Annotated in this window: 18 protein-coding genes and 2 tRNA genes; 11 read left to right on the forward strand and 9 right to left on the reverse strand. The window is 46.8% G+C overall.

Annotated elements, in window-relative coordinates:
• Positions 1-82: 82 nt before the first annotated feature.
• The 3 genes from yidD (at position 83) to AC4BAP_RS11805 (ending at position 2646) form a co-directional block, all read left to right on the forward strand.
• A complete protein-coding gene (gene yidD, locus AC4BAP_RS11795) occupies positions 83-304 on the forward strand; it encodes a membrane protein insertion efficiency factor YidD (protein WP_490582855.1) in 222 nt (73 codons plus the stop codon).
• A 146-nt stretch (positions 305-450) separates the two neighbouring features.
• The gene (locus tag AC4BAP_RS11800; protein WP_490582856.1) at positions 451-1929 is read left to right on the forward strand and encodes a DUF5687 family protein; all 1479 of its coding nucleotides are present in this window, start codon (positions 451-453) and stop codon (positions 1927-1929) included.
• Positions 1930-1950: 21 nt separating this feature from the next.
• A complete protein-coding gene (locus AC4BAP_RS11805) occupies positions 1951-2646 on the forward strand; it encodes an ABC transporter ATP-binding protein (RefSeq protein ID WP_490582857.1) in 696 nt (231 codons plus the stop codon).
• Between the two features lie 50 nt (positions 2647-2696).
• On the opposite strand, the gene AC4BAP_RS11810 is transcribed toward AC4BAP_RS11805, so the two are convergent.
• Together AC4BAP_RS11810 and AC4BAP_RS11815 are read right to left on the reverse strand one after the other, a co-directional pair.
• Entirely contained in the window at positions 2697-3170 is a 474-nt protein-coding gene (locus tag AC4BAP_RS11810; RefSeq protein ID WP_490582858.1) for a GNAT family N-acetyltransferase, read from the reverse strand.
• A gap of 1 nt (position 3171) precedes the next feature.
• Complete coding sequence (locus AC4BAP_RS11815; RefSeq protein ID WP_490582859.1) at positions 3172-4581, reverse strand: alpha/beta hydrolase family protein; 1410 nt, start codon at positions 4579-4581, stop codon at positions 3172-3174.
• 320 nt (positions 4582-4901) lie between these two features.
• On the opposite strand from AC4BAP_RS11815, the gene AC4BAP_RS11820 reads away from it, so the two are divergent.
• Both AC4BAP_RS11820 and AC4BAP_RS11825 read left to right on the forward strand, forming a co-directional pair.
• Positions 4902-5822 (forward strand): DUF1684 domain-containing protein, encoded by a 921-nt coding sequence (locus tag AC4BAP_RS11820; RefSeq protein ID WP_490582860.1) that lies wholly within the window; start codon positions 4902-4904, stop codon positions 5820-5822.
• Between the two features lie 231 nt (positions 5823-6053).
• A complete protein-coding gene (locus AC4BAP_RS11825; protein WP_490582861.1) occupies positions 6054-6716 on the forward strand; it encodes a thioredoxin family protein in 663 nt (220 codons plus the stop codon).
• 51 nt (positions 6717-6767) lie between these two features.
• Here the strand turns inward: AC4BAP_RS11825 and AC4BAP_RS11830 are convergent, their stop codons facing one another.
• Together AC4BAP_RS11830 and AC4BAP_RS11835 are read right to left on the reverse strand one after the other, a co-directional pair.
• The gene (locus AC4BAP_RS11830; protein ID WP_490582862.1) at positions 6768-7187 is read right to left on the reverse strand and encodes a VOC family protein; all 420 of its coding nucleotides are present in this window, start codon (positions 7185-7187) and stop codon (positions 6768-6770) included.
• 1 nt (position 7188) lies between these two features.
• Complete coding sequence (locus AC4BAP_RS11835) at positions 7189-9129, reverse strand: peptidylprolyl isomerase (RefSeq protein WP_490582863.1); 1941 nt, start codon at positions 9127-9129, stop codon at positions 7189-7191.
• 352 nt (positions 9130-9481) lie between these two features.
• Between AC4BAP_RS11835 and AC4BAP_RS11840 the strand changes: the two genes are divergently transcribed.
• The 6 genes from AC4BAP_RS11840 (at position 9482) to cysK (ending at position 15597) form a co-directional block, all read left to right on the forward strand.
• Positions 9482-9976: a hypothetical protein gene (locus tag AC4BAP_RS11840; protein WP_490582864.1), complete on the forward strand. Its 495-nt coding sequence runs from the start codon at positions 9482-9484 to the stop codon at positions 9974-9976.
• Positions 9977-10060: 84 nt separating this feature from the next.
• Positions 10061-11260 (forward strand): MFS transporter, encoded by a 1200-nt coding sequence (locus AC4BAP_RS11845; RefSeq protein ID WP_490582865.1) that lies wholly within the window; start codon positions 10061-10063, stop codon positions 11258-11260.
• A gap of 335 nt (positions 11261-11595) precedes the next feature.
• Positions 11596-12240, forward strand: a complete 645-nt coding sequence (locus AC4BAP_RS11850; protein WP_490582866.1) for a hypothetical protein — start codon at positions 11596-11598, stop codon at positions 12238-12240.
• 317 nt (positions 12241-12557) lie between these two features.
• Complete coding sequence (locus AC4BAP_RS11855; RefSeq protein WP_490582867.1) at positions 12558-13685, forward strand: hypothetical protein; 1128 nt, start codon at positions 12558-12560, stop codon at positions 13683-13685.
• 141 nt (positions 13686-13826) lie between these two features.
• Positions 13827-14669, forward strand: coding sequence for a serine O-acetyltransferase EpsC (gene epsC / locus AC4BAP_RS11860; RefSeq protein ID WP_490582868.1), 843 nt, complete (start codon positions 13827-13829; stop codon positions 14667-14669).
• 10 nt (positions 14670-14679) lie between these two features.
• A complete protein-coding gene (gene cysK, locus AC4BAP_RS11865) occupies positions 14680-15597 on the forward strand; it encodes a cysteine synthase A (protein WP_490582869.1) in 918 nt (305 codons plus the stop codon).
• A 59-nt stretch (positions 15598-15656) separates the two neighbouring features.
• Here cysK and AC4BAP_RS11870 read toward each other — a convergent pair.
• From AC4BAP_RS11870 to AC4BAP_RS11890, 5 genes are all read right to left on the reverse strand, one after another.
• Positions 15657-15726: transfer RNA gene (locus AC4BAP_RS11870), tRNA-Leu, on the reverse strand.
• Positions 15709-15960 (reverse strand): GIY-YIG nuclease family protein, encoded by a 252-nt coding sequence (locus AC4BAP_RS11875; protein ID WP_490582870.1) that lies wholly within the window; start codon positions 15958-15960, stop codon positions 15709-15711. Before AC4BAP_RS11875 ends, AC4BAP_RS11870 begins: the two co-directional genes overlap by 18 nt.
• Before the next feature lie 170 nt (positions 15961-16130).
• Positions 16131-16204, reverse strand: a tRNA-Ala gene (locus AC4BAP_RS11880).
• Between the two features lie 211 nt (positions 16205-16415).
• Positions 16416-19670 carry a TonB-dependent receptor gene (locus AC4BAP_RS11885; RefSeq protein WP_490582871.1) on the reverse strand — a complete coding sequence of 1085 codons (3255 nt, stop codon included), beginning with the start codon at positions 19668-19670 and terminating at the stop codon, positions 16416-16418.
• 203 nt (positions 19671-19873) lie between these two features.
• Complete coding sequence (locus AC4BAP_RS11890; protein ID WP_490582872.1) at positions 19874-23194, reverse strand: TonB-dependent receptor; 3321 nt, start codon at positions 23192-23194, stop codon at positions 19874-19876.
• Positions 23195-23318 lie beyond the last annotated feature (124 nt).

The following is a 23318-nucleotide window of genomic DNA, read 5'->3' on the forward strand; positions in this document are numbered from 1 at the left end:
GTTAAACTGTCGCTAATTTAATAAAAAATTACGTTACCTAACACATGTTAGGCGACTTAAGATTTCGCACAAAAACCTTACCATGACCTGGATATTTAAGAAATTGATGCTGGCACTGATCTGGGTTTACCGCCACATGATCTCGCCACTAAAGCCAGCCACCTGCCGCTATACGCCTACCTGCTCTACTTATGCTGTGCACGCCATTAACAAGTATGGGCCTTTTAAAGGAGGCTGGATGGCTTTGAGGCGCATTGGCCGTTGCCACCCCTGGGGCGGAAGCGGTTACGACCCGGTGCCATAAGCAATTTCTGATGATAGATTTATCGGCAGTTATGGCCGGTAATTATACGTTTATACTGTGTTAGTATAAAGGATGCGGGCAGAAGTTGAGAATTAGATAGTTTCCTGCTATATTGGAAAAAGGAAATACTTTCTTTACTCACGCCTATGATTCTAACACTACTCAAGCACCAGTGGAAATCCGAGATCCGCTCTTCTGTCTTTAATAAAAGCATTGCGCTCAATATCATCCTGGGCCTGCTGGTGCTATACTTTGGCGGCATTTTCCTGCTGCTGGGGTTTTATCTTGATGATATTCTGGTAAAGGCGTTTCCGGGGCAGGATGTAGTGGCCGTGTTCAATGGTGGCCTGCTATACTATTTCCTGATGGATCTGTTCTTTCGGTTTCTGCTGCAAGAGCTGCCCGTATTGGCAGTGCAGCCATACCTGCACCTGCCCATCAAAAAGAACAAACTGGTACATTACCTGCTGGTAAAGTCTGTTCCGGGGTTCTTTAATTTCCTGCCCTTTTTGGTAATTGTGCCATTTATGGTGTCGGCGGTGGTGCCTGCTGTAGGGTCGGGTGCGGCTGCTGTGTGGCTACTGGCCCTGATGGCCGTTACGTTGCTCAACAATTTCCTGCTGCTATACTTTAAGCGGCAGATGAGCACGAAGCCACTCTATACCTTAGCGTTCGGTTTGTTTATCACGTCGCTGATGCTGCTCGACTATTTCGGGTTGGTGCAATTAAAGCTTGTGTCCAGGGCAGTATTCGGAGCTATACTGCAGCAGCCGTGGCTGGTAGCCATACCCATACTTTTAACGGCTGGGGCATACATCCTTAACTTTAAATACCTAAGAGCCCATACCTACCCCGAGGAACTGAAAGTGCACAAAGCCTCGGCAGCCACAGGCGCAACCATTTCCTTCCTGAACCGCTTCGGAGAGATTGGTAAACTGATCGAGCTGGAGGTAAAACTGATCTGGCGGCATAAGCGCACCAAGTCAATCCTGTTCATGTCGGTGTTCTTCCTGTTTTACGGCTTTATCTTTTATCCCAATGAAAGATATATGGAGGGATTCGGATTTCTGGTATTTGTGGGGATCATCTTATCAGGGATGCCCATGTTTAACTATGGCCAGTTCTTGCCGGGCTGGCAAAGCGCACATTTCGATGGGTTGCTTACACAGCGCATATCGCCTTTCCAGTTTTACCGGGCTAAGTATTGGTTGATGGTGCCCATTATGGTGCTGGCTTATATTATTACTTTGCCATATGGCTATTTTGGATACAAGATCATACTTATAAACACAGCCACCCTACTATTTAATATCGGGGTAAATGTATTCGTTATCTTCTTCTTCTCGGTTTATAACAAAGACAGGTTAGACCTGAGCAAGGGAAGCGCTTTTAACTGGCAGGGCGTAGGAGCCTCAAAGTTTGTGATGATGCTGCCTGCCATGCTGTTGCCTGTACTGATCTACCTTCCTTTTGGCCTGATGGATGTGCCTTATGCCGGCGTGGCCGCTATAGGAGGCGTGGGTTTGCTGGGAATCATCTTTCAAAAGCAGTTGCTGCAGTGGTCTGCCAATCGCTTTATCGAGAACAAGTATAAACTGGCGGCAGGTTATCGCCACTCATCTTAACAACCTTAACAATTACGAACAATGCTAACAGTAAATAATCTACAGAAAGTATACAATGGCACTACAGTGGTGAACGTGCCGGCGCTTACCATAAATGCCGGCGAGTCGGTGGGGCTTGTTGGGAACAACGGTGCAGGAAAAACCACATTGTTCAGGATGATACTGGACCTGATAAGGCCAAGCAAAGGCGAGGTGCACTCCAAAGAACTGAACGTGATGCATTCTGATGCCTGGAAAACCTACACCGGGTCCTACCTTGATGAGGGCTTTCTGATAGAATACCTGACAGCTGAAGAATACTTTCGGTTTATCGGCGATTTACACGGCCTCTCTGATGGGGACATAACAGAACGCCTGCTGCCTTTCACAGATCTGTTTAACGGAGAGATACTGAACCAGCGCAAGTACATCCGTGACTTTTCGAAGGGTAACCAGAAGAAGATCGGAGTGGCTGCCGCCGCGCTATCGAACCCGGAGCTGCTTATACTTGACGAGCCTTTTGCAAACCTGGACCCAAGCTCCCAGATCCGTTTAAAGAACTTGCTGAAAAGGCTGCGTGAGCAGCACCGAATGACCATACTGATCTCGAGCCATGACCTGAGCCATGTAATTGAGGTTTGTGAGCGTATAGTTATACTTGAGAAAGGACAACTGGTGCAGGATATGCAAACCAACGAGAACACGCTACAAGAGCTGGAGACATATTTTACTGTTTAACAGTGCCAAAGTAAATTGAAAGAGGGCGGCCATTTTAAGCCGCCCTCTTTTTATACTGTCTTTTTAAGCTGGTACAGGTCAAACCCATCTGCCCAGAAATCTTTCTCCGTCTTCTCAAGCTCAAAGCCCATTTTCTCATAAAAACCATAGACCAGCTGTGTTGTACGCACCACTACATACCAGATGGTTGGGTCCTTTTGGATATGCTGAAGCCTGTGCTGTAGTAATTGCCGGCCAATTCCTTTGCCCTGGTACTCCGGATGGATCACATCCCAGGAGATGCGCGCCTGCCCGGCATCGGGGAAGTAGTTGATGCCGCCCGAGCCCACGATCTGTCCGTTCTCTTCCACCACAAAGTAGTCTTCCACATAGTCATCCAGGTAATCAATAAAATCCTTTTCCTCGGAGGGGGCGAAGTACTTGGGTATATTAAGCCTTATGAGCTCTATAAGTTTGTTTTTGTCTTTGCTTCTGTATGGCCTGATCATAGTTTGCTTCTGAAGTATAAATAAGTGCTGCACCACTTTATTTTACGGTTTCTTTCATCCAGTCAGCTATCAGATCCAGGGTAAAAGGGGCAATGGTTTCCTGGAGCTGGCCATACTCTGCTGGGCCGCCGGTGTTGGCCGTCTGGAAGAGGTGGTTAAGGCCAGGCAGCGGTTTTACAGTAAACTTTTTGTTGCCGGCGGCTTTCAATGCTTTTTCGGTGGCAGGTAGGTTTTGCTGGTAAGGCACCTGCAGGTCTTTTGTGCCGTTTATGGCCAGTACGGGCATTTTTAGTTTACTCAGGGTAGGTACAGGGTTGTAGGCCAGGTAATAGCGCATCCAGGGTGTTCCAAGCTGATCTACGATGGTTTGTTCGCTTTGCGCGGTTAACCCCAGTTGCTTTTGCTCCTGCTCCGTAAGGTTTACCTTTGCTTCCTGCTCCAGTTGCCTGATCTTAGCGGCGGCTTTCTGCGCGTCTTTCTCAGTGGCGGCCACTTCGAACTGTGTTTTGCGCAGCTGCAGGTATTTTTGCAGAAGTTCTTGCGGCATACCAGCCATTTTCAGCAGTGCTTCGTTCTGCGAAACCAGCAGTTCCGTACCCGGCACGGCATTCCCGGCCATCAGTACAACAAAAGATATTTCAGGGTGCCTGGCGGCAACTTTGGCTGCTACCAATGCTCCTTCGCTGTGCCCGATCAAACCGACTTTCTTAGGATTAACCTTGTTAAAGTTCTTCAGATAAGTATAAGCGGCCTCAATATCTGATGCGAAATCTTCGGTGGTGGCTGTTGCAAACTTACCCTCCGATTTTCCTACGCCACGGTCATCCAGGCGCAGTACGGCAAAGCCCTGGCGGGTAAGGTGATCGGCCAGCACCAGGAATGGCTTGTGGCCCATAATGGTTTGGTCGCGGTCTTGTGGGCCGGAGCCGCTTATCAGTACCACAGCCGGCAGTTGTGCCTTTGCATTTAACGGCAGTGTAAGCGTACCAGCCAGTTTAATGCCGGCCGCCTTGTTCTCTATGGTTACTTCCGTTTCCTGGTAGGGGTAGGGTTTTGTTGGCTCCTGTGGCTTTTTAGCTATGGCTACATCGCCTTTTGTAAGAGGAATGTGCATGCTTCTGCCAGCCTGGTTCAGGTAGCCGTCTATGGTGGTAGGGGAGGTGAGCTTGCCTGCATAGGAACCACCAATTGCTTTTATGCTAAGGTATAAGCTGTCGTTTACCAGTTTTGTTTCTGAAACCGGTATCCCTTTGGCGCCCTGGTCCGGGCTGTCCATGGTGGCGATAAGCTTTCCGTCTGGCGCAGTGCTTAGGTTAATAACGATCCGAAGTTTTGCCTCACCAATGCTCAGGGCCCCGTTCCAGCTGCCGGTTATATCCTGGTGTTGCGCCAAAGCCGTGGTCATGCATGCAAGTATAAAAATGAAGGAAAGTAAGTATCTGTTCATGGTGTGATTGGTTATAGTCTAATTTTCTGCCTCTGATCAAGCTGGTGACACAAGGTTTAAAAGTTCATAGAAATGGCTCCTTTCTGCACAGATGTAGTTTTTAACATTCCCACCCACGCCAGAATATAGCCTTTAGCAATCTGTTTCTTGGCTGTTCGCTTTTCAGGACAGTTAAATAAATATCTAAATAAGTATGAGATATCCAAAGTATACTTATAAGAATCTTAGGTAAAACACCGCTTTTTAGGGATTTAGGCAGAAGTTTTTAAATTGCAGGGCTGGTTTTATGCTGAAGATCAAATTAATAAAGCATTAAATAGATGATAAGAAGTATAAGTATAGTCTTAAGCGTTGCAGTTTTGCTGTTTTCTGGCTGCACCAGCACCCCGGAAGTATCCGAGGCAGATAAGGCCGAGCAGAACGCTTATGTGGCAAGTATAAATAAGTGGCATCTGGAGCGTGAAGAAAACCTGAAAAGCGAGGAAGGCTGGCTGTCTTTGGCGGGGCTGTTCTGGCTGAACGAAGGAAAAAACACATTTGGCAGCGCCGAAACAAATGACCTGGTTTTTCCGGAAGGGAAAATTCCCTCTGTGGCAGGCAGTTTTATACTTGCAGGAAACGAAGTCAGGGTGGAGGTGAACGATACCATTACCATACGTTTTGATGGCAAACCCGTGAAGCAGGCAGTTGTGTTTACTCTTGAAATGCAGCATGCGCCTGTACTAAAGTATGGCCCTCTGAGCTGGTTTGTGATAAAGCGCGGCGACAAGTATGGCATAAGGCTGCGCGACATGGAAAGTGAGGCAAGAAAGCAGTTTAAAGGTATAAACCGCTACCCTGTTTCAGAGAGCTGGAAACTGAAGGCCAGGCTGGAGCCAAACCCTTTCCCGAAGCAGATCGCCATCACCAACATTTTAGGCCAGACCTCGCAGGAGAACTCACCAGGCACGCTTGTGTTTACAGTAGATGGGCAGGAGCACCGCCTGGATGCACTGCAGGAAGGTGACAAGCTGTTTGTTATCTTCGCTGACAAGACCAACGGCACTGAAACCTATGGCGCAGGCCGCTACCTGTACACTGATATGCCAGACGCCAACGGCCATACTACACTGGATTTCAACAAAGCAACCAATCCGCCCTGTGCCTTTGTGCCTTATGCTACCTGCCCGCTTCCTCCAAAGCAAAACTTTCTGCCTATAAAAGTGATGGCCGGAGAGATGGCATACGAGGCTGGCCATTAGCCTCAGTAGCAACATAACTTTAAAGGTAGTAGCTGAAATTTTAATTTTTTTCAACTGTACCTGATGGGTTGTAATGCGCTATGTTTCAGGTAAAAAGTTTCTTTGGACAGCTTTTGTTTACTGCGTTTCGGTTGTAACAGCAACAGCGGAAGGAACCATTCATATGGTTGGATTGTAATATATAAGTGGCTATATATTCGTATGGCCATTTTCGTTTAATAAATGTACACTATGATAAACACATTGAAGCCAAACACCCTTATTTCTAAAGATACACTTACAAACGCCGTCAGCTACACACAATACCGTGAGATGATAGATAAGCTGCTGGCCGAAAATAAAACTACGGGTACTAACCAATCGGAGGCGATGGTGGATTATACCCGGATGAACATGCAGCGCATGCGCCGCGTTGAGAAAACCACTGTACTGCAGGATGAACTGGTGCAGAAAATGCTGAGCCTGCAAACCCCGATGGTGTGGGTTATACTTACCGAGGCTTGGTGTGGCGATGCGGCCCAGAACATCCCGGCAATAGTTAAAATAGCAGATGCCTCACCGGTAGTGGAGGTTAAACTGCTACTCCGCGACGAGAACCCTGAAATTATGGACGCTTACCTGACAAATGGTGGCCGTTCCATCCCGAAGCTGATTGCCCTGCATGGCGAGACGCTGGAAGTACTGGGCACCTGGGGCCCACGCCCTACCATAGCCCAGGAGATGGTAATGCAGGCTAAGCATAGCGATATGCCTTTTAAAGAGATGGCCGAGAAGCTGCATGGCTGGTACGCCAAAGACCGTAGCCGTACCCTGCAGCAGGAGTTTCTGCAGCTAATACCGGCTTGGGGCGAACTGGTAGCCCCGGAGGAGCAACTGGTTGAGCGTTGTTCGTAATAACTTTAAAGTATAAACTAAAAGAGGTGGCACCCTGCAGTGCCACCTCTTTTAGTTTATACCGGCTGTTGGCATCAACACAACGCGCCAGCCATCCGGATCCTCAATAGTAACTGCCTGTTTCGTTCTCCAGTAAGGGTTTTCCGGTTCAACCTCCGGGTAACCCATTTGGCTGAGGCGATCAGTTACGGATTTTATACTTGCCTGGTCGGGTATGTACAGCACCAGCAGGTTGTCTTTGCTGGGGGCAGGGCAGGGGCTGCCATTTTTGTGCTGTGTAAACTCCAGGTGGTAAGCATGGTTTGGCAGTCCGAGCATCACGCCATCGTAACCTTCGTGGTCTGTAAAAGAACCCAGCTTAATCAGCCCCAGTCCCTCACAGTAAAACCGCTCTAGCTGCTGCAAGTTGTCGGTGGGACGGGCAATCCTTACCTGAGCCACCGGCAAGTTCCCTGGCCATTGTTCACGCATACTACTTCAGGCTAACCTCCAATATTTTATCTCCTACTTCAAGCTGGTGCACAACCTCCATCCCGTCTATCACCTTTGCGAAAATGGTATACTTGCCATCCAGGTGTGGGGTAGGGGAATGTGTAATGAACCATTGGTTGCTTTCAGTGTCCTTTCCGGCAGAGGCCATGCCCACGTACCCTTCCAGGTAATTTAAAGGCGCAAACTCTGACCTGATAGAATAATCTGAACTGCCCCAGCCGTCGCCGCGCTTATCGCCGCCTTGTACCACAAAGTTTGGCACTACCCGATGGAAGTATAAATTGTCGAAGAAGTTTTTCTGGGTGAGTTCTACAAAGTTGGCAACCGTGCCCGGTGCCGCCTCAACAAACAGCTGCAGCACCACAGTGCCCTTCTCTGTTCTCAAAAGCACCTGCTGCCCCTCCGGGATCTTTTTTACCAATGCCCAGTCTATAGGGTGGGTGAAGGGGTTTTTCGGGGTTATACTTTCACGCTTTCCGCTCAGGTAGTCGAGGGTGCGCTGTAGCTCTATGTTGGTTTCCATGTCGCGGGGCAGTTGCAGTTTTTGTTGTGCCTGTGTCAGAAAACCATAGTCCTTGTACTGGCTACGCAGGTTTAGTTTGGGATCACGGATAGCGGCTGCGGCCATGCCCACCAACGCCACATCGCCTGAGCCGACGGCACGTTTAAAGATCTCGGCAAATTCTGGCTCCAGTCTTCTTGGAAAATCGACCTGCTGGCGCATGTTGATGAGTGCATCCATACCGGTTGTGGCAATAATGGGCTGGCTGGCTGCAAACATTTCATCTGCTATATACTTGTAGTTCTCTACATCTCCGGAAAGGGCTTTCAGCAGGTAGGCTTTCTCATAGGGGTTACGGATATTCTGGTACTGCTGCTTGTAGCGATAGTTAAGCAGGGGCCTGTTTTCAGGCTGACTGTTTTTCAACGTCACCCAGATCATTCCGCTTCTCACACGGGCATCCTGTACCTGTGGCAACAATTGCAGCAATGGGGCGATCTCCACACCAGCCGGATTTGCCTGAATAAACTCCGAGGCCGCCACGGCTGTGTTCACGTTTTTGTCTTGCAGGGCGGCAAGTATGGCTGGCTTTATCTGGCTGAACTCTAATCCACCCATTGCCCGGATGGCGCTAAGCCTAACCCTGTAATCCGGGTCGCTTTGTGCAATGTTAGATAAAAACTGCGCCTTGTCAGTTGATTTTACTTTGCCCAGAGACTGCGTAACGGCCATGCGCACCTCAGGCGCTACATCCGAGGTGGCCGCTGTAAGCAATGGCTGCCGGTAAGCAGACAGGTCCAGGCGCGGGGTGCGGGCCAGGAAATGCGCAGCTGCCAGCCTTGTTTCGTATGGCCTCACCGAGGATAGCAGCTTAACAGCCATTTCGGTGCTTTTAGGGGTATGTTGCTGGCGCAGGCCGGCTCTGTATATACCCCAGGCTTGCCCGGTAAGGGCAACAGGGTTGGTGGCATTATAATTTGCCAGGTACTCAGCCCCGGCAGGGGTGGCGATCTTGCCTAATGCTTCCAGCAGTTCTGCCTGCACCACTGGCCTGCCTTCCTGTGCCAGTTGCTTTATAATGCTGCTTTCCGCCTTGCTGTGCCCGGTCTGGCCCAATGCATAGGCGGCAGCCTTCCGCACAGCGGTGGTGGTATCAGAAAGCATGCCCAGCAGGTCCGGGATGGCAAGCGTGTCTTGTACCGAGGCAAACGCAAGTGCCGCCTCAGTGCGGTAGGCTGGCTTGTTATGGTGCAAAAATGGCAACAGGTCAGACGTATTGCGTTCATCCTGCAGTGTGTATATCCGCTGCAGCGTAGTGTCCGAAAATTTATTAACAGTAACCTCAGGGCTTTGCTGTGGCATTTGCTGGCAGCCGGCCAGCGCCACAAAAAAGACCGCAATCAAATTTTGTTTCTTCATGAGCAATTAATTGGCACCTCAATATACTTAAAATCATTCAGAGGCAGAAGCGATAAAAATATTAAACAAAAGGTGTAAGCTTTTAAAACTTCGCTATATTTAAGGTTATAGATTTTGGAGATGTTGGAAAGAAGTCATGTTATACTTGTTTTGGGTTTTAATTGTATTTAGCAGTTAAAAACCGGTAATGTCAAAAGCTTCAGGTTGCTGCTCAGAGAACTATAAGTATAGGGGATGCTGTTGTAGTAAAGAGGTTTAATACAAGGTAAACTATTGGTTATCAGGCTTAAGTGTTGTTTTGGTTAATATAGGAACGGTGGAATGCACTGCCGTTATTTAGTATAGCAATTTCATGTATATAAATCTGTTTCCACATAAGCATCTGGCACAAGTTAAGCGCAACCTGCTGGTGGCCGGTATATTACTTATTTTAGGCGGCGCCTATGCTTTGTTCCGTGAGCTTTACTTACTGGATGGCCTAAGGCCAGGCTGGGTAGTTGCCAGCGTAGTGGTCTTTGCTGTTGGCGCTTTCAGCTGGTTAGTCGCTAACAACTACATTCCCGCCCGAGATGCTTACTTCTCCATGACGCCTGAACGCATAAAGTATAGATTAGCTGTCTTTGGCCGTGAGTACCAGATCGCCTGGAGTCAGGTCAGTGCCATGGATATCTCAGCCCAAAGTATAATATTTTACCTTACCTCCGGTAAAAGCATTACCATGCGTTTAGGTAATATACAACAGCCTGAAATTATGTTGCACGTTTCCAGAAGCCTGCACCTGGCCGCTTTAGAGAAAGGAGTGACAATAAACGGTAACCAGACTTCCAGGCGTAACTCTTTGGCATAGCCCTGCCTCCTTTATACTTTTTAACTTCTTTTACTGGCATCAGAGTCCGCGCTTTGCCACCTTTGCAGGTATATCCACCAAAGTATGGCACAGCAGATATCGCGGGTTTACGGTTTACAGTTTGGCTTACTCTGCCTGAGTTCTTTCCTTTTCTTCGCCAGCTTTAACATGATCATCCCGGAACTGCCTGACTACCTGAGCAGCCTGGGCGGCGAGGAATACAAAGGGCTTATCATCTCGCTTTTTACGCTCACGGCCGGCCTTTCAAGGCCATTCAGTGGTAAACTTGCCGATAAAGTGGGACGCATACCCGTTATGATATTTGGCGGGGCAGTGTGTATACTTGCTGGAGTCTTATACCCTGTTGTGGGCTCGGTGGCGGCTTTTCTGCTGCTGCGTTTTCTGCATGGCTTCTCTACTGGGTTTACGCCTACAGGCACATCTGCGTACGTAGCCGATGTGGTGCCGGTAGAAAAGCGCGGTGAGGCAATGGGCCTGCTGGGGCTTTCGGGGAGCCTGGGCATGGCGGCTGGGCCTGCGCTGGGCGGCGCCATTGCCAATCAGTTCTCTGTTAACACCATGTTCTATGCTTCATCTGTGGCGGCTTTCCTGTCGGTGTTGGTGCTGGCGCGCATGAACGAAACCCTGGACGATCCGCATCGCTTCCGTATGGGTTTGCTCCGAATATCCCGCCACGAGATTTTTGAGCCACGCGTTTGGGGGCCATCTTTTGTGATGCTTTTCTCAACCTTCGCCTTTGGCACCATCCTGACCATTGTCCCGGACTTCAGCGCCTACCTGGGTATAAAGAACAAAGGGCTTTTCTTTACCAGCTTCACCGTGTCCTCGCTTGCCATCCGTTTCCTGGCCGGCCGCGCCTCCGACAAGTATGGCCGCATCAGTGTGCTGCGGGTAAGCACTGGCCTGCTTACTATTGCCATGGTTGTGATCGGGCTGTGTACATCTGCCACGCAATTATTGCTGGCGGGTATTCTTTTCGGAGTGGCGGTGGGCATGAATTCTCCTACTGTTTACGCCTGGACCATCGACCTGAGCCATGTGGCGCATCGTGGGCGTGCTATGGCCACCATGTACATTGCCCTGGAAGCAGGCATTGGCCTGGGCGCACTCTGCTCCGGTTGGCTTTACAGTAACACACCGGCTTATTTTGCCCGCACTTTCTGGGTGGCCGCGGCCTGTTCGTCGGTGGCTTTTCTATACCTTATGGTCTTCTCCAAAAAGCAGCTCGATCAGCCTTTTTTTGTACAGAAGTTTCTGCGTTAATATTGCACTAATTATATATGGTGATTTATTGAAATGTTGCTTTAATATGCAGTATAGCTAATTTTTGTTATAAAAAAATTCACTAAAAATTACATAAATCTCATAACCCTCTAGGGCGCGTGCCGTAAACACCTCCTATAAAAGTTCTTTACATTTCCTTTCCTTTTTACCTCAACTATTTTTTAAGGGTTATACTTTAAGCCGGCGTGCTGGGTGCTAAGTATGTGTAAGGGGCAGATAGAAGAGCTTGTAGTATGTTTTAATTTTCTAAAGTGTGTAGTATGGAAAAGTTTACTTTAAAATCCCTGTGTGTTTTTGCGTTTTGCCTTGTGTTGATGAGCTGTGAGAATGAAAGCGAAGCAGTATCACCGTTTAAAGCAACTGATTCTAAGAACTTTGGTACTGCCCCAGGTACCTGCGAGATAATTGAGTTTGATGGATATAACCAGATAGAGACCGGAGATGGTGCCGTAACAACCGTTTACAGCGAAGGCACACCTGTTCGTGTATCAGCGCAACTGCGCTCCCACAAAGGCGACTACCTGAATGCGAACGCGGCTATACTTTACAACACCAGCAAGCCGGATGCGAAGAACAAAAATTTCATTACCCCAAACAAAGAGGCGATCAGGCCAATGGGCAATGTGCTAACCGCTGGTAAAGTAAATGGCAAGTCCACATCTATCTACAGCCAGGGCAGCCGACTGGAAATGGACTTCTCTGCCATGGGAAGTATTACACTCAACGCCATCCATGTGCTGGATATCACAGAGGATGAGGCTGACTCGAAACTGGAACTACTTGATAAGAACGGTAAGGTGATCAAATCTTTTAAGCTGCCAGTAACCGGTGCTTATGGTGCCACCCGCCTGAATACAGAGGGAACACCGGGTGTGGCTAAAATACGAGTTACCTTTGGCGGTGAAGGCAAAAAAGCCGGTTCCGGTGCTATCGATGTAATCGAATTCTGCAGAAATTAATTAATGTTCTTTGAGGCTGCTTACAAACAATTGAGTAAGCAGCCTCAAAAAAATAGTAAACATTTCTATACTTTATTTGACTTATCAAGTATAATAGAATGTCTTGTAGCTGTTAACATCATGATTTTCAGCTGTTATTTTTTTATTGTATAGGTCATCGCCCTTCCTATAATTGCACAGCCTCCGCTGTAAACCTGTCATCACCCTTCTTATTCCTGTTCCTGCCTTTGCTGTGCACAACTCCATTTTGTAGTGCTGCCATTTTATGGTAGTCTGTATGATTTATTCTAATGTTTAACTATGAAAGCTAAAAGTTTATGAAACTAAAATTATCTAAAATGGGTGCCTTAGCGCTAGGCGCTTTTTTCTTTTTCGGATGCGAGAAGGAAAACGACATTCTCCCACTAACTTCTTCCAACAGCCAGGATGTTATTTCACGGGATTGCTATACTATAGATTTTGAGGAGTTCTCAGTAAGAACATTTCCTATTGAACAGGTAAGCACTCCATTTGGTACAGTTGGCGTATTTGCAAAGAAAAGAGAGAAGGATAACACTAGTGATGTATACACAAGCCCTAACGTTGCCAGGGTATATGATGCAAATAATCCTACAGGTGATGATGAGCATGACTTAGGGCAACGTAAAGAATTGGGCAAAATGTTAATGGCTAATATGTATACAAAGGCACAGATTGATGCTACGCCAGATGCTATAGGCGAAGATGGTTATAAATATTCTGAACCGAGCGATAATGCCTGGGGAGCAACCATTGAGCTTGATTTTTCTAAAATTGCCTATCCTGTTTCGCTAAAATCTATCGTTGTTGTTGATGTTGATAATAACCATGTGGTTGAAAATCAGTCGTATGTGAGAGTGATAGATGCTAGCAATGTGGCTCATAATTTTCCTTTAGCTATGTTTGAGGAAGAAGGAAGTAAGCAAACTGTTGAAATGAATGTTGCAAATGCCAAAAAACTTATAGTTGTGTTTGATGGCCGAGGCACTTCAGTTGGTTCCGGTGCCATTGACAATATTGTGTTCTGCGTTAGAAAACCAGAAGAGCCTAGAGGCTGTACTAAGACCCAGGGGTATTGGAAAACACATGCTCCAAATAGCAAGAACAACAATAAAAATACTAAAGTAGATCCAGCATGGGGCAGTTTGTATAATGATATTTTCTATGGTAGCGGAAAAACATACATGGACGTACTAAATACACCGCCTAAAGGTGATGCATACTATATCCTGGCCCATCAGTACATTGCTGCTAAGCTAAACAGAATTTCTGGCGCTTCAATGCCGGATAGAGTGCGGAATGTTTATGATATGGCAACGCTATATTTTGAAGACAAGTCTAACCCAAGCAGAAGCACCATTATTAGCTGGGCTGAAGTGCTAACTGCTTATAACGAAGGCAGAATAGGCCCGGGACACTGTGATTAATTAACTTAAAAGTATACTGAATAGCACCTGTGGTCCATGCCACAGGTGCTATTTGCTTTTAACCCATATTCAAACAACCTGCTACAATCTTTGTAGTATAACCAAAGCTAAAGATATCATTAAAGATCAGTCAGTTATAGTATGCCATCTGATAGGGGAGAATTTATAAACCATTTGGCACAAAGCCATTTACATGCGGCACACATAGTGCCTAAGTCTATCAGTTGTGCCTTTCTGGATGGCTTGCTACAGTTGCTTTTCCCGCCATTAGCCGAGAGTACAATTAAAACCGCCGATGAAGTTGACCTCCGACTGCGTGTGTTGGAATCGGATTTTCAGTTTATACTTTCTAAGTTGGAAGAACGCCTGCCGGATGCTCCGGCCCGGATTACCACTACTTTTTTTGATTCATTGCCAAGTATATACATGCACCTGCTAGCCGACGCCAAGGCCATTGAGGCCGGTGACCCTGCTGCCGTCAGTACTGATGAGGTAATCCGTACCTACCCGGGGTTTTATGCAGTTGCCGTTTACCGATTAGCGCACTTACTTTATACGTTGGATGTACCGCTTCTACCCCGCATCTACTCAGAGCATGCCCACACAAAAACAGGCGTTGATATTCATCCGGGTGCAAGTATAGGCGCCGTGTTTTGTATAGATCATGGCACCGGCATCGTGATAGGCGAAACAGCAACCATTGGCAACCATGTTAAAATATACCAGGGCGTAACCCTTGGAGCCGCCAGTGTAGATAAGTCTATGGCCAACACAAAAAGACACCCAACCATAGAGGACCACGTGGTTATTTATGCAGGGGCAACCATACTTGGCGGAAATACAGTGGTAGGTAAACACAGTGTTATTGGCGGCAATGTCTGGCTTACGGAAAGCGTGCCATCATATTCCAGGGTATATCACCGGCCCCAGATAAAAGTAAGCCAAACACCAGACCCGGCAGGTATTATCAACTTTTCAATTTAGGAACAATTATATGAAAGCAAGCTCAGTATTAGGCACTATCGGCAATACACCGCATGTCCGCATCAACAGGCTTTTTAATGATGAGGCTGAAGTATGGATGAAGTTGGAGCGCAGCAACCCAGGCGGAAGTATAAAAGACAGGATCGCACTTTCCATGATCGAGGATGCAGAGCGACGTGGCATCCTGAAGGAAGACAGTATCATTATAGAACCTACATCGGGCAATACAGGTGTGGGCCTGGCAATGGTTGCAGCTGTTAAAGGCTATCACCTCATTTTGGTAATGCCGGAGTCTATGTCGGTAGAAAGGCGCAGATTAATGGCCGCCTATGGTGCTAAACTGGAACTTACTCCCCGCGAAAAAGGCATGAAAGGTGCTATTGAAAAAGCCCATGAACTTGTGCAGGACAACGAGAATGCCTGGATGCCTATGCAATTTGAGAATGAGGCTAATGTGCAGGTGCACATTGATACAACTGCCAGTGAAATACTTAATGATTTCCCGGAGGGCTTTGATTACCTGATCACCGGGGTTGGTACCGGAGGCCATATAACAGGCGTCGCCAGAGTTCTGAAAAAGAAGTTTCCGCAACTTAAGGTGTTTGCTGTAGAGCCCTCTGCCTCTCCGGTGTTGAGCGGGGGGCAACCTGGCCCGCACCCGCTCCAGGGAATCGGGGCAGGTTTTATCCCAAGGATTCTCGACACTAATGTGCTGGATGGCGTGATACAGGTTGAGCGTGACGAAGCCTTTGATTTTGCCCGACGCGCTGCCCGTGAAGAGGGATTGTTTATCGGCATATCGTCAGGGGCATCGCTTGCCGCAGTTGCTAAAAAAATAGCGGAAGATATACCCGAGGGTTCACGCATCCTTACCTTCTGCTACGACACAGGTGAGAGGTACCTTTCAATTGACGACCTATTTGTGTAAGGAAGTATAAACTGTTGGGCGTGTAACAAAAAAAGGCAACCATTGTGGTTGCCTTTCTGTGGAGAATATCGGAGTCGAACCGATGACCTTCCCGAAGGCTTTCGGGGCGCTTTAGCCAGCTGAGCTAATCAAGTACTCGATATATTTTCGGCTTTTCTTCTTTTTGATTTCGAGTTCTCTCTTTTGAGCATCTGAACGGGTTGCGTGAACCTCTGTGAGTTTTACTTCCCAAGGTATACCTGCTTTAGTGGAAATATTCCTTCCTGTGTTATGTTGAATGAGACGTGTTTCCATACTTTCGCAGCTGCCAACGTAGTACCTGTCTCTTTTCTCAGAGTATAAGATGTAAGTGTAAAATAACATGCAGGCAAAACAAAAAAGGCACCCTAATTGGTTGCCTTTGAGTGATGAATATTAGAGTCGAACCGATGACCTTCCCAAAAGCCTTCGGGACGCTCTAACCTTAGCTGGCTTATCAGTTGGGGTGAGGTGGCCTGTAATAAAAAAAGGCAACCTATTCGGTTGCCTTCCAGTGGAGAATATCGGAGTCGAACCGATGACCTCTTGCATGCCATGCAAGCGCTCTAGCCAGCTGAGCTAATCCCCCATGTGTTTTCCTGGCTTTTAACTTTGCCTCCTGTCAGGTACAATGACCTTCACGAAAGCCTTCGGGACGCTCTAGCCAGTTGAGCTAATCCCCCGTCTTGTGGTACAAAAATAGATGAAATTTCTGAATTCCAAAATAGGCAAGTATAAAATGATAGAAAAGAAAAAGGGGCAACTAAAGCTGCCCCTTTTTATAAGCATACTTATTGAGCTTAGTTGAAGATGTATCGTACGCCAACCTGGGCTTTCCAGCGAGAAATGTCACCAGTGTTATCGCGGAATGATTTCTCTAACACTGTTTTGTTTGCTGCATTCAGGTAAGGGAAAGAGATCATTGGCTGACCCTGTGCATTGTAACCCATAAAGTTTAACAATGTAGGTCGGTTAGCCGACTCAACAATACCCCACTCTTTATTCAACAGGTTACCAAAGTTAAAGATGTCAAAGCTCAATTGCAGTGTGTTCTTCTTGCCACCAACATTTGTGAAAAGGTCCTGCAGCACACGCACGTCCATGCGGGTAGTGTAAGGTGTAACAGCGCCGTTACGCTCTGCATATTGTCCTCTTCTTGAGTTCAGGTAATCGTCCTGCTTGATATAAGCGTCCAGCTGGTTCCATAGCACAGAGGCGTCGCGCGTGTCGCTGCCGTTAGCTGGAACTAGTACGATTTCACTTGCATCGCGTGGGATGTAGATCAGGTCATTGCTTGTTAAGCCATCGCCGTTAAGGTCGCCGGAGTAAGTATAAGAGAATCTGTTACCAGACGACACTTCGAAGAATGCAGAAACTGAAGTAGCCAGGTGACGGAAATACTCTTTCTTATAAGACAGGGCCATGATTGCTCTGTGATCTGTCAGGAAGTTAGAGTATGACAGCACATTGGCATTCGGGTCGCCGGATACTTGACGGTCTCTCCATATTGATTGAGCGATAGTACCGCCGTCGTTTACAGACTTAGCATCAGAGTAAGTATAAGCTAGGCTAGTATACAGGCCATTTGTGAATGACTTCTGTAACTGACCTGTTACTGTATAAGAGTAACCATTGTTCGTGTTCTCCATTACGATCGCATCCGAGATGTTGGAGTTGATCCTGTTAAGCGCTACCAGTTTACCACCCTCGTATACAGGAACACCATTTGCGTTAACTTTGTAGAAGATCGGACGGTTGTCAGGTCCTTTTAGGCTAGCAGATGGATTAGGCAGGTTAGCATTTCTGTGGTACACAGCGTTAAGGTCTTTTGTCAGGATACCTTCTACAGTGGCGATCAGACCAAATGGCAATTGCTTGTCTACTGCCAGGTTACTTCTGAAAACCTGCGGGAACTCAAAACCAGGGTCGGTTACTGCCAGGTTGTAAGTTGATGAAGCAGCGCCTCCGCTCGGGATGTAAGCAGTTACGTCAGGGTTAAACTTGTAGTTCTGCTTCGTATCCAGGAACGAACCGAACAACACACCATTGTTTGATGCCTGGTTAGAGATCCAAACAAATGGCACACGACCCGTAAAGATACCAGTACCACCACGCACCTGAGTTGTCTGGTCGCCTTTTACATCCCAGTTAAAACCGAAGCGCGGAGACCATAACAGTTTAGTTTCTGGTGTTTTGCTAACGTCTATTTTCTCGCCGTTACGGAAAGTAAGAGCAGCCGCCGCAGGGTTGCTTAGCAGGTCAGTGTTGATGATCGGTAGATCGCCGCGTAAACCAGCTGTCAGTTTCAGTTTATTGTTTACAGTCCACTCATCCTGTACGTACAACCCAAACTGCATTGCTTTGATAATTGCGTAAGGGAAACCGCCTGGCTGTGCAGAGTACTGTAATTGGTACTCACTTGCTTTTGCTGTACCGTTGTTCACGTCATCATAGAAGTCCTGAAGCGACTTGTAACGGAAACGGCCATAGTAGTTTGGTGCAAAGCCATTCTGGAATTTGTAAGCCTCGTTAGCTGTACCGATCGTAAAGATGTGCTTTCCGGCAAAGATCGAGAAGTTGTTGCTTAACTGGTACACATCAGAGTTAAGAAGGTTGTTAGCTGAAAATGGCTCGTAACCGAATGATGTTAATGTAGCACCATTTCCGTTCTCAATATCCACAAGCGGGAATATACCGCCACGGCTCTCACGGAAATCACGGAAAGCGGTATAGCCGGCAATAAAGTTATTGGCAAACTTATCACCAAAACGGCTGTTCAACTCACCAATAAAGGAGTCCAGGTTGTTGTTGATGATGTACGTAGAAGCTTTGAACGGAAGAGAAGTTATACTTGGCTGACGGTTGTTTGCCGGTGCGCCAGAGTTTGATGCCGGAATATCCTTCCACGATCTCAGGTAGTTATACTTGAAAGAGAACGTGTGGTTCTTGTTGATGTTCCAGTCAAGCTTCGTGTTGATCTTGTTGTTCCAAGTCTCCATGTTGTAGTTCTCATAAGGACCTGTTTCGTAACCGAACTTGTCTTTCAGGAATTTGCTTAATTGGTCTAACTGCGCTGCGTCTGCAGAAGACACATTAGAACCGCTTAAACCTGGTCTGGACGCTACAAAGCTTGAGCCCGGTGCCGACTGGCGCTCCTGCTCATAGTTCACGAAAAAGAAAACTTTATCTTTCAGGATCGGGCCGCCTACCCGTGCGCCACGCTGTGACAAGGTAAACTCCTGCTTTGGCATCTTTGTATCGCCTACGTTCAGGCCAACCAGGCTCTCGTTACGACCGAACCAGTAAACTGAACCTGAAAAATCGTTTGTTCCGGAGCGGGTAACTGCATTTATGCCAGCACCTGTAAAGCCACCCTGGCGCACATCATAAGGAGCCAGGTTAACCTGGATCTGCTCGATTGCGTCTAGCGAGATTGGCTGTGCGCTGGTTTGCGAGCCTACGTTTGACTGAAGACCGAAAGAGTTGTTGAAAAGGGCGCCATCAATGGTTGTGTTGTTGTAGCTGCTGCTGCGGCCAGCAAATGAGTTGCCGTTTGCCTGTGGCGTTAATCTGGTATAATCCTGTAAGCTGCGGCTTAGCGTTGGCAGTTTCTCGATTTGCTCGCGGGCAATGTTTGTGGCTGCACCCGTACGATCCGCATTGATCACTGAATTTTTTTGGCTAACGATCTCAACCTCGCTCAGGTTTACATTACCAGAAGTAAGCTTGATGTCCAGGTTAAGGTTCTGTCCTAATTTCAGGAAAATGTTGTCAAAACGCTGCTCCTGAAATCCAACGTAAGAGGTTTTAATGGTATAAGGTCCGCCAACACGCAAGTTCTGGAAATTGTAACGTCCGTCTACGTTAGTTCCGGCTACATACTGTGTGTTGGTAGGAGTATGAACTGCGACAACTGTTGCGCCCGGAAGGCCTGTGCCGCTTTCATCTGTAATCTTGCCGTTCATCGCGGAAGTGGTGCTTCCTTGTGTCCAGCCTTTTTGCACTGTAAGTGTCATCATCAGCAGAAGACACAGCGCACTGTAAAAGTTTTTCATAGATGGATTGATTAATTTGGCCGCAAAAGTAGAAGTACTTTTTGTCAAATCAAGTTATCCAATATTAATTATTTGTAATATTTATATAACAATAGTTATACGTTGTGCCTTGGTATGGCTAAGAAAACAGGTAACGATCTGATGCATTGGAAACAAAAAGGGGCAGCTACTGCTGCCCCTTTTGTTAACCAAACTATTAAAGCTTAGTTGAAGATGTAACGCAGACCGAACTGCATGTAGTAAGTTGATGTGATGCTACGGTTATCGCTAAACGTTGTCTTTACAGGCTCGCCACCAAATGTTGCTAGTCTGAAAGTAGGCACTTGCGTACCTGTTGAAGACAATGTAGAGATGTTTGTAGGCGTTAACAGTGCACTTGCATTTACTGTTCTGTAAATACCCCACTCGCTGTTGATGAAGTTACCTACGTTGAAAATATCCAGGGTAACCTGAAGCGTGTTACGCTTGCCACCGATGTTAGTAAATACATCCTGAAGAAGTTTAACGTCAAACTGGTTTCTCCAAGGCATTACGGCACCGTTACGCTCAGCATACTGGCCCATTCTTGAGCTTAGATATTTGTCCTGTGCGATATAAGCGAAGAATGCATCACTCTGCTCTTGTGCTGTATAAGTTTTAGCAGTTGAACCTGAACCTACAGTCAGAGGCACGAAAGTGATCTCAGAAGCATTTCTAGGAATGTAAATCAAGTCACCGTTCTGACCATCTCTGTTGAAGTCTGCAGAGTAAACATAAGAGAATCTACCCTGAATAGAGCCTTCGTAGAATAATGAGATTGTAGTACCTAAGTGCTTGAAGTATTCTTTACGGAAAGAAAGTGATGCAATAACACGATCAGGAACTACATAACCAGCATGGCTGAATTCCGGGAAGTTAGCACCATTTACTGTCTGGTTGCCACCCCAAGCGCCTAGTGGCTGGTCACCGCTACCATCGTACTGGTTCTTAGCAGCACTCTTCACGTAAGCAGCTGTAGCTGAAAGGCCATTGCCAAACTGTTTTTCTAATTTAGCAGTAACAGACCAGTAGTATCCCTTAGAGCCATTGTCCAGAACTACAGTGTTGAAGGCCTGAGCACCAGCAGTACCTTTTGCTACTGGAACTGAAGTATAACCATTAGCTGCAGTAGGTCTAGTTGCCGGGTTGTAATATCTGTCCTGAGTATTTGCAGGGTAGATCATTCTGTTGTCTGGGTAACCTGCAATGCTAAGAGCAGTTGGGTCTACCAGGTTTGGATTGCGGAAATAAGCAGTGTTAAGGTCTTTGTTGTAGATACCCTCTAAAGTACCAACGATACCAAGTGGAAGTTTCGCATCAACAGCAAAGCTTGTTTTCCAAGTCTGTGGCATCTTGAAGTTCTCATCGATCACAGTGATTGAGCTTGGAAGAGATTTACCTGCTACAGGAACTGTTTCCGGACGGTAAGCAGCTGGGTTCGGGTTGAATGGACCAGGAGTTACGAATTTAGCCGGGTTGTTTCTGTCAGCTGTTGGAGTTTCAAACTGCTGTGTGATCTGTAGCATACCAGCATCACCTGCCTGGCTAACGATCCATACAAATGGAACCTTACCAGTGAAGATACCAGTACCACCGCGAAGCTGGATAGAACGGTCACCTTTTACGTCCCAGTTAAAGCCTGCTCTTGGAGAGAACATCAGCGCTGACTTAGGAAGGTTAGCTGTATTCAGTTTCTCGCCACCTGCGAAAGCAAGGTTAGATACCAGTGGGTGTTCTTTAAGGGCTTCAGGGTAAGTTGCATACTCCAGACGAAGACCACCAGTTAATTTCAATTTATCATTTACATTAAACTCATCCTGCGCATAAGCAGAGTACTGAGCAAACTTAAACGTTGGGAAAGCCTGAGCAAAACCTGGCTCCAGTGAGTAAGTTAAAGCAAAGTCAAGCGGTTTAACACCGTTTACGAAGTCATCCCAAGATCTGAAAGTATAGTAGCTTGTTGCGAAGCGCTGGAAACCGTTTTTGGTTGTGTTGAAATCAGCCTGTGCACCAAAAGTGAAGTTATGAGAACCTTTGATCCAGGTAAAGTTATCAACGATAGAGTACATCTCAACATCTCTTAAGTTGCCATAAGTAAATGGCTCATAACCAAAAGAAGTGAATGGCTGACCGTCTTTCAGGATGTCAACAAACGGGAACGGAGAGCTATCAGAGCTACGTGGGTCGTTCTGCTTAGTATAAGTTGCTCTAAAAGTGTTAGCAAGGTTACCACCAAGGCTAGAGTTTAACTCAGCAGCAAGCGAGTAAAAATTCGCATCGCTGTAGTAGTTAGAGTTCTTGAAGTGAAGCGCGTTGATGCTTGTACGACCAGCGCTGCTTGCGTAGCCAGCAAGTGGGCTTCTTGAAGAGCTAACAAAACTAGGGTCTTTGCTTTCTACCTGGCTATAACGCACATTGAAACGGTGGTTGTTAGTGATGTTCCAGTCGATACGGGCAAGGAATTTAGTTTTGTCGCTTACGAAGTCATAGCCCTGGTAAGGACCAGTTTCGTAACCATAAGTGTTTCTCAGGTAATTGCTGATGTTATTCAGCTCATCTTCTGTTGGACGAGAAACATCAGGGTTTGAAGGGCCGTAAGGTCTGGCTGCAGTAGCTGCTACTCTTGACTGACCAGGTCTTGTCTGCTCTTCTGTTTCAGCGTTTAAGAAGAAGAATAATTTGTTTTTCAGGATCGGGCCACCAACTCTGAAACCGTACTGAGCAAAATCCATCTTCTGCTTTGTGATCTCGAAGTCGCCTACTTTGCTACCCTGCTGCTTCTCAGTTCTGAAATAGTTGTAAAGTGAAGCAGAGAAGTTGTTAGAGCCAGAACGCGTAATTGCGTTTACAGCACTACCAATAAAACCAGACTGACGAACGTCGAATGGAGTAACGTTTACAGAGATCTCTTCGATCGCATCAAGAGAGATTGGAGAACCACCGGCTGGCATGTTTGCGCCAATACCGAAGTTGTTGTTAAAGTCAGCACCGTCTACAGTGATCTGGTTCTGGCGATAGTTACCACCACCCACAGAAGCACCATTGGCCTGAGGAGTAATACGAGTGAAGTCGTTTAAGCTACGAGATACTGTTGGCAAAGCCTGTATCTGCTGGATGCCTACGTTAGTAACTGCGCCGCTTCTCTCTGCATTCAACAATTTGTCTTTTGTACCAGAGATAACTACTTCTTTAAGTTCAGTTCCAGACTCGCTAAGAGTGGTATTTAATACGAATGGCTCAGCAAGTTTAAGAGTTACATTTTCAACTTTTCTTGTCTGGAAGCCCAGGTAAGAAACATTTACAACATAAGGCCCACCAACACGCATGTTAACGATGTTGAAACGACCATCTGCGTTAGTAGCGGTACCATACTGTGTACCGGAAGGAGTGTGTACTGCAACTACTGTAGCGCCGGGTAATCCCTCGCCTTTAGAATCTGTTACAATACCTGTCATAGAAGAGGTGGTTACCCCTTGCGCCCAGCTATACTGTACACACAGTATCATAGCCAGAGCTAGACATAATGCACTATAAATGTTTTTCATAAATGGGTTGATTGATTTTGGCGCAAATGTAATTGGAGTTATCCAAATTACAAGCGGTCGGAATGTTATTTATTTATTAATCTAT

This window comes from Pontibacter sp. GD7 (assembly GCF_058216375.1).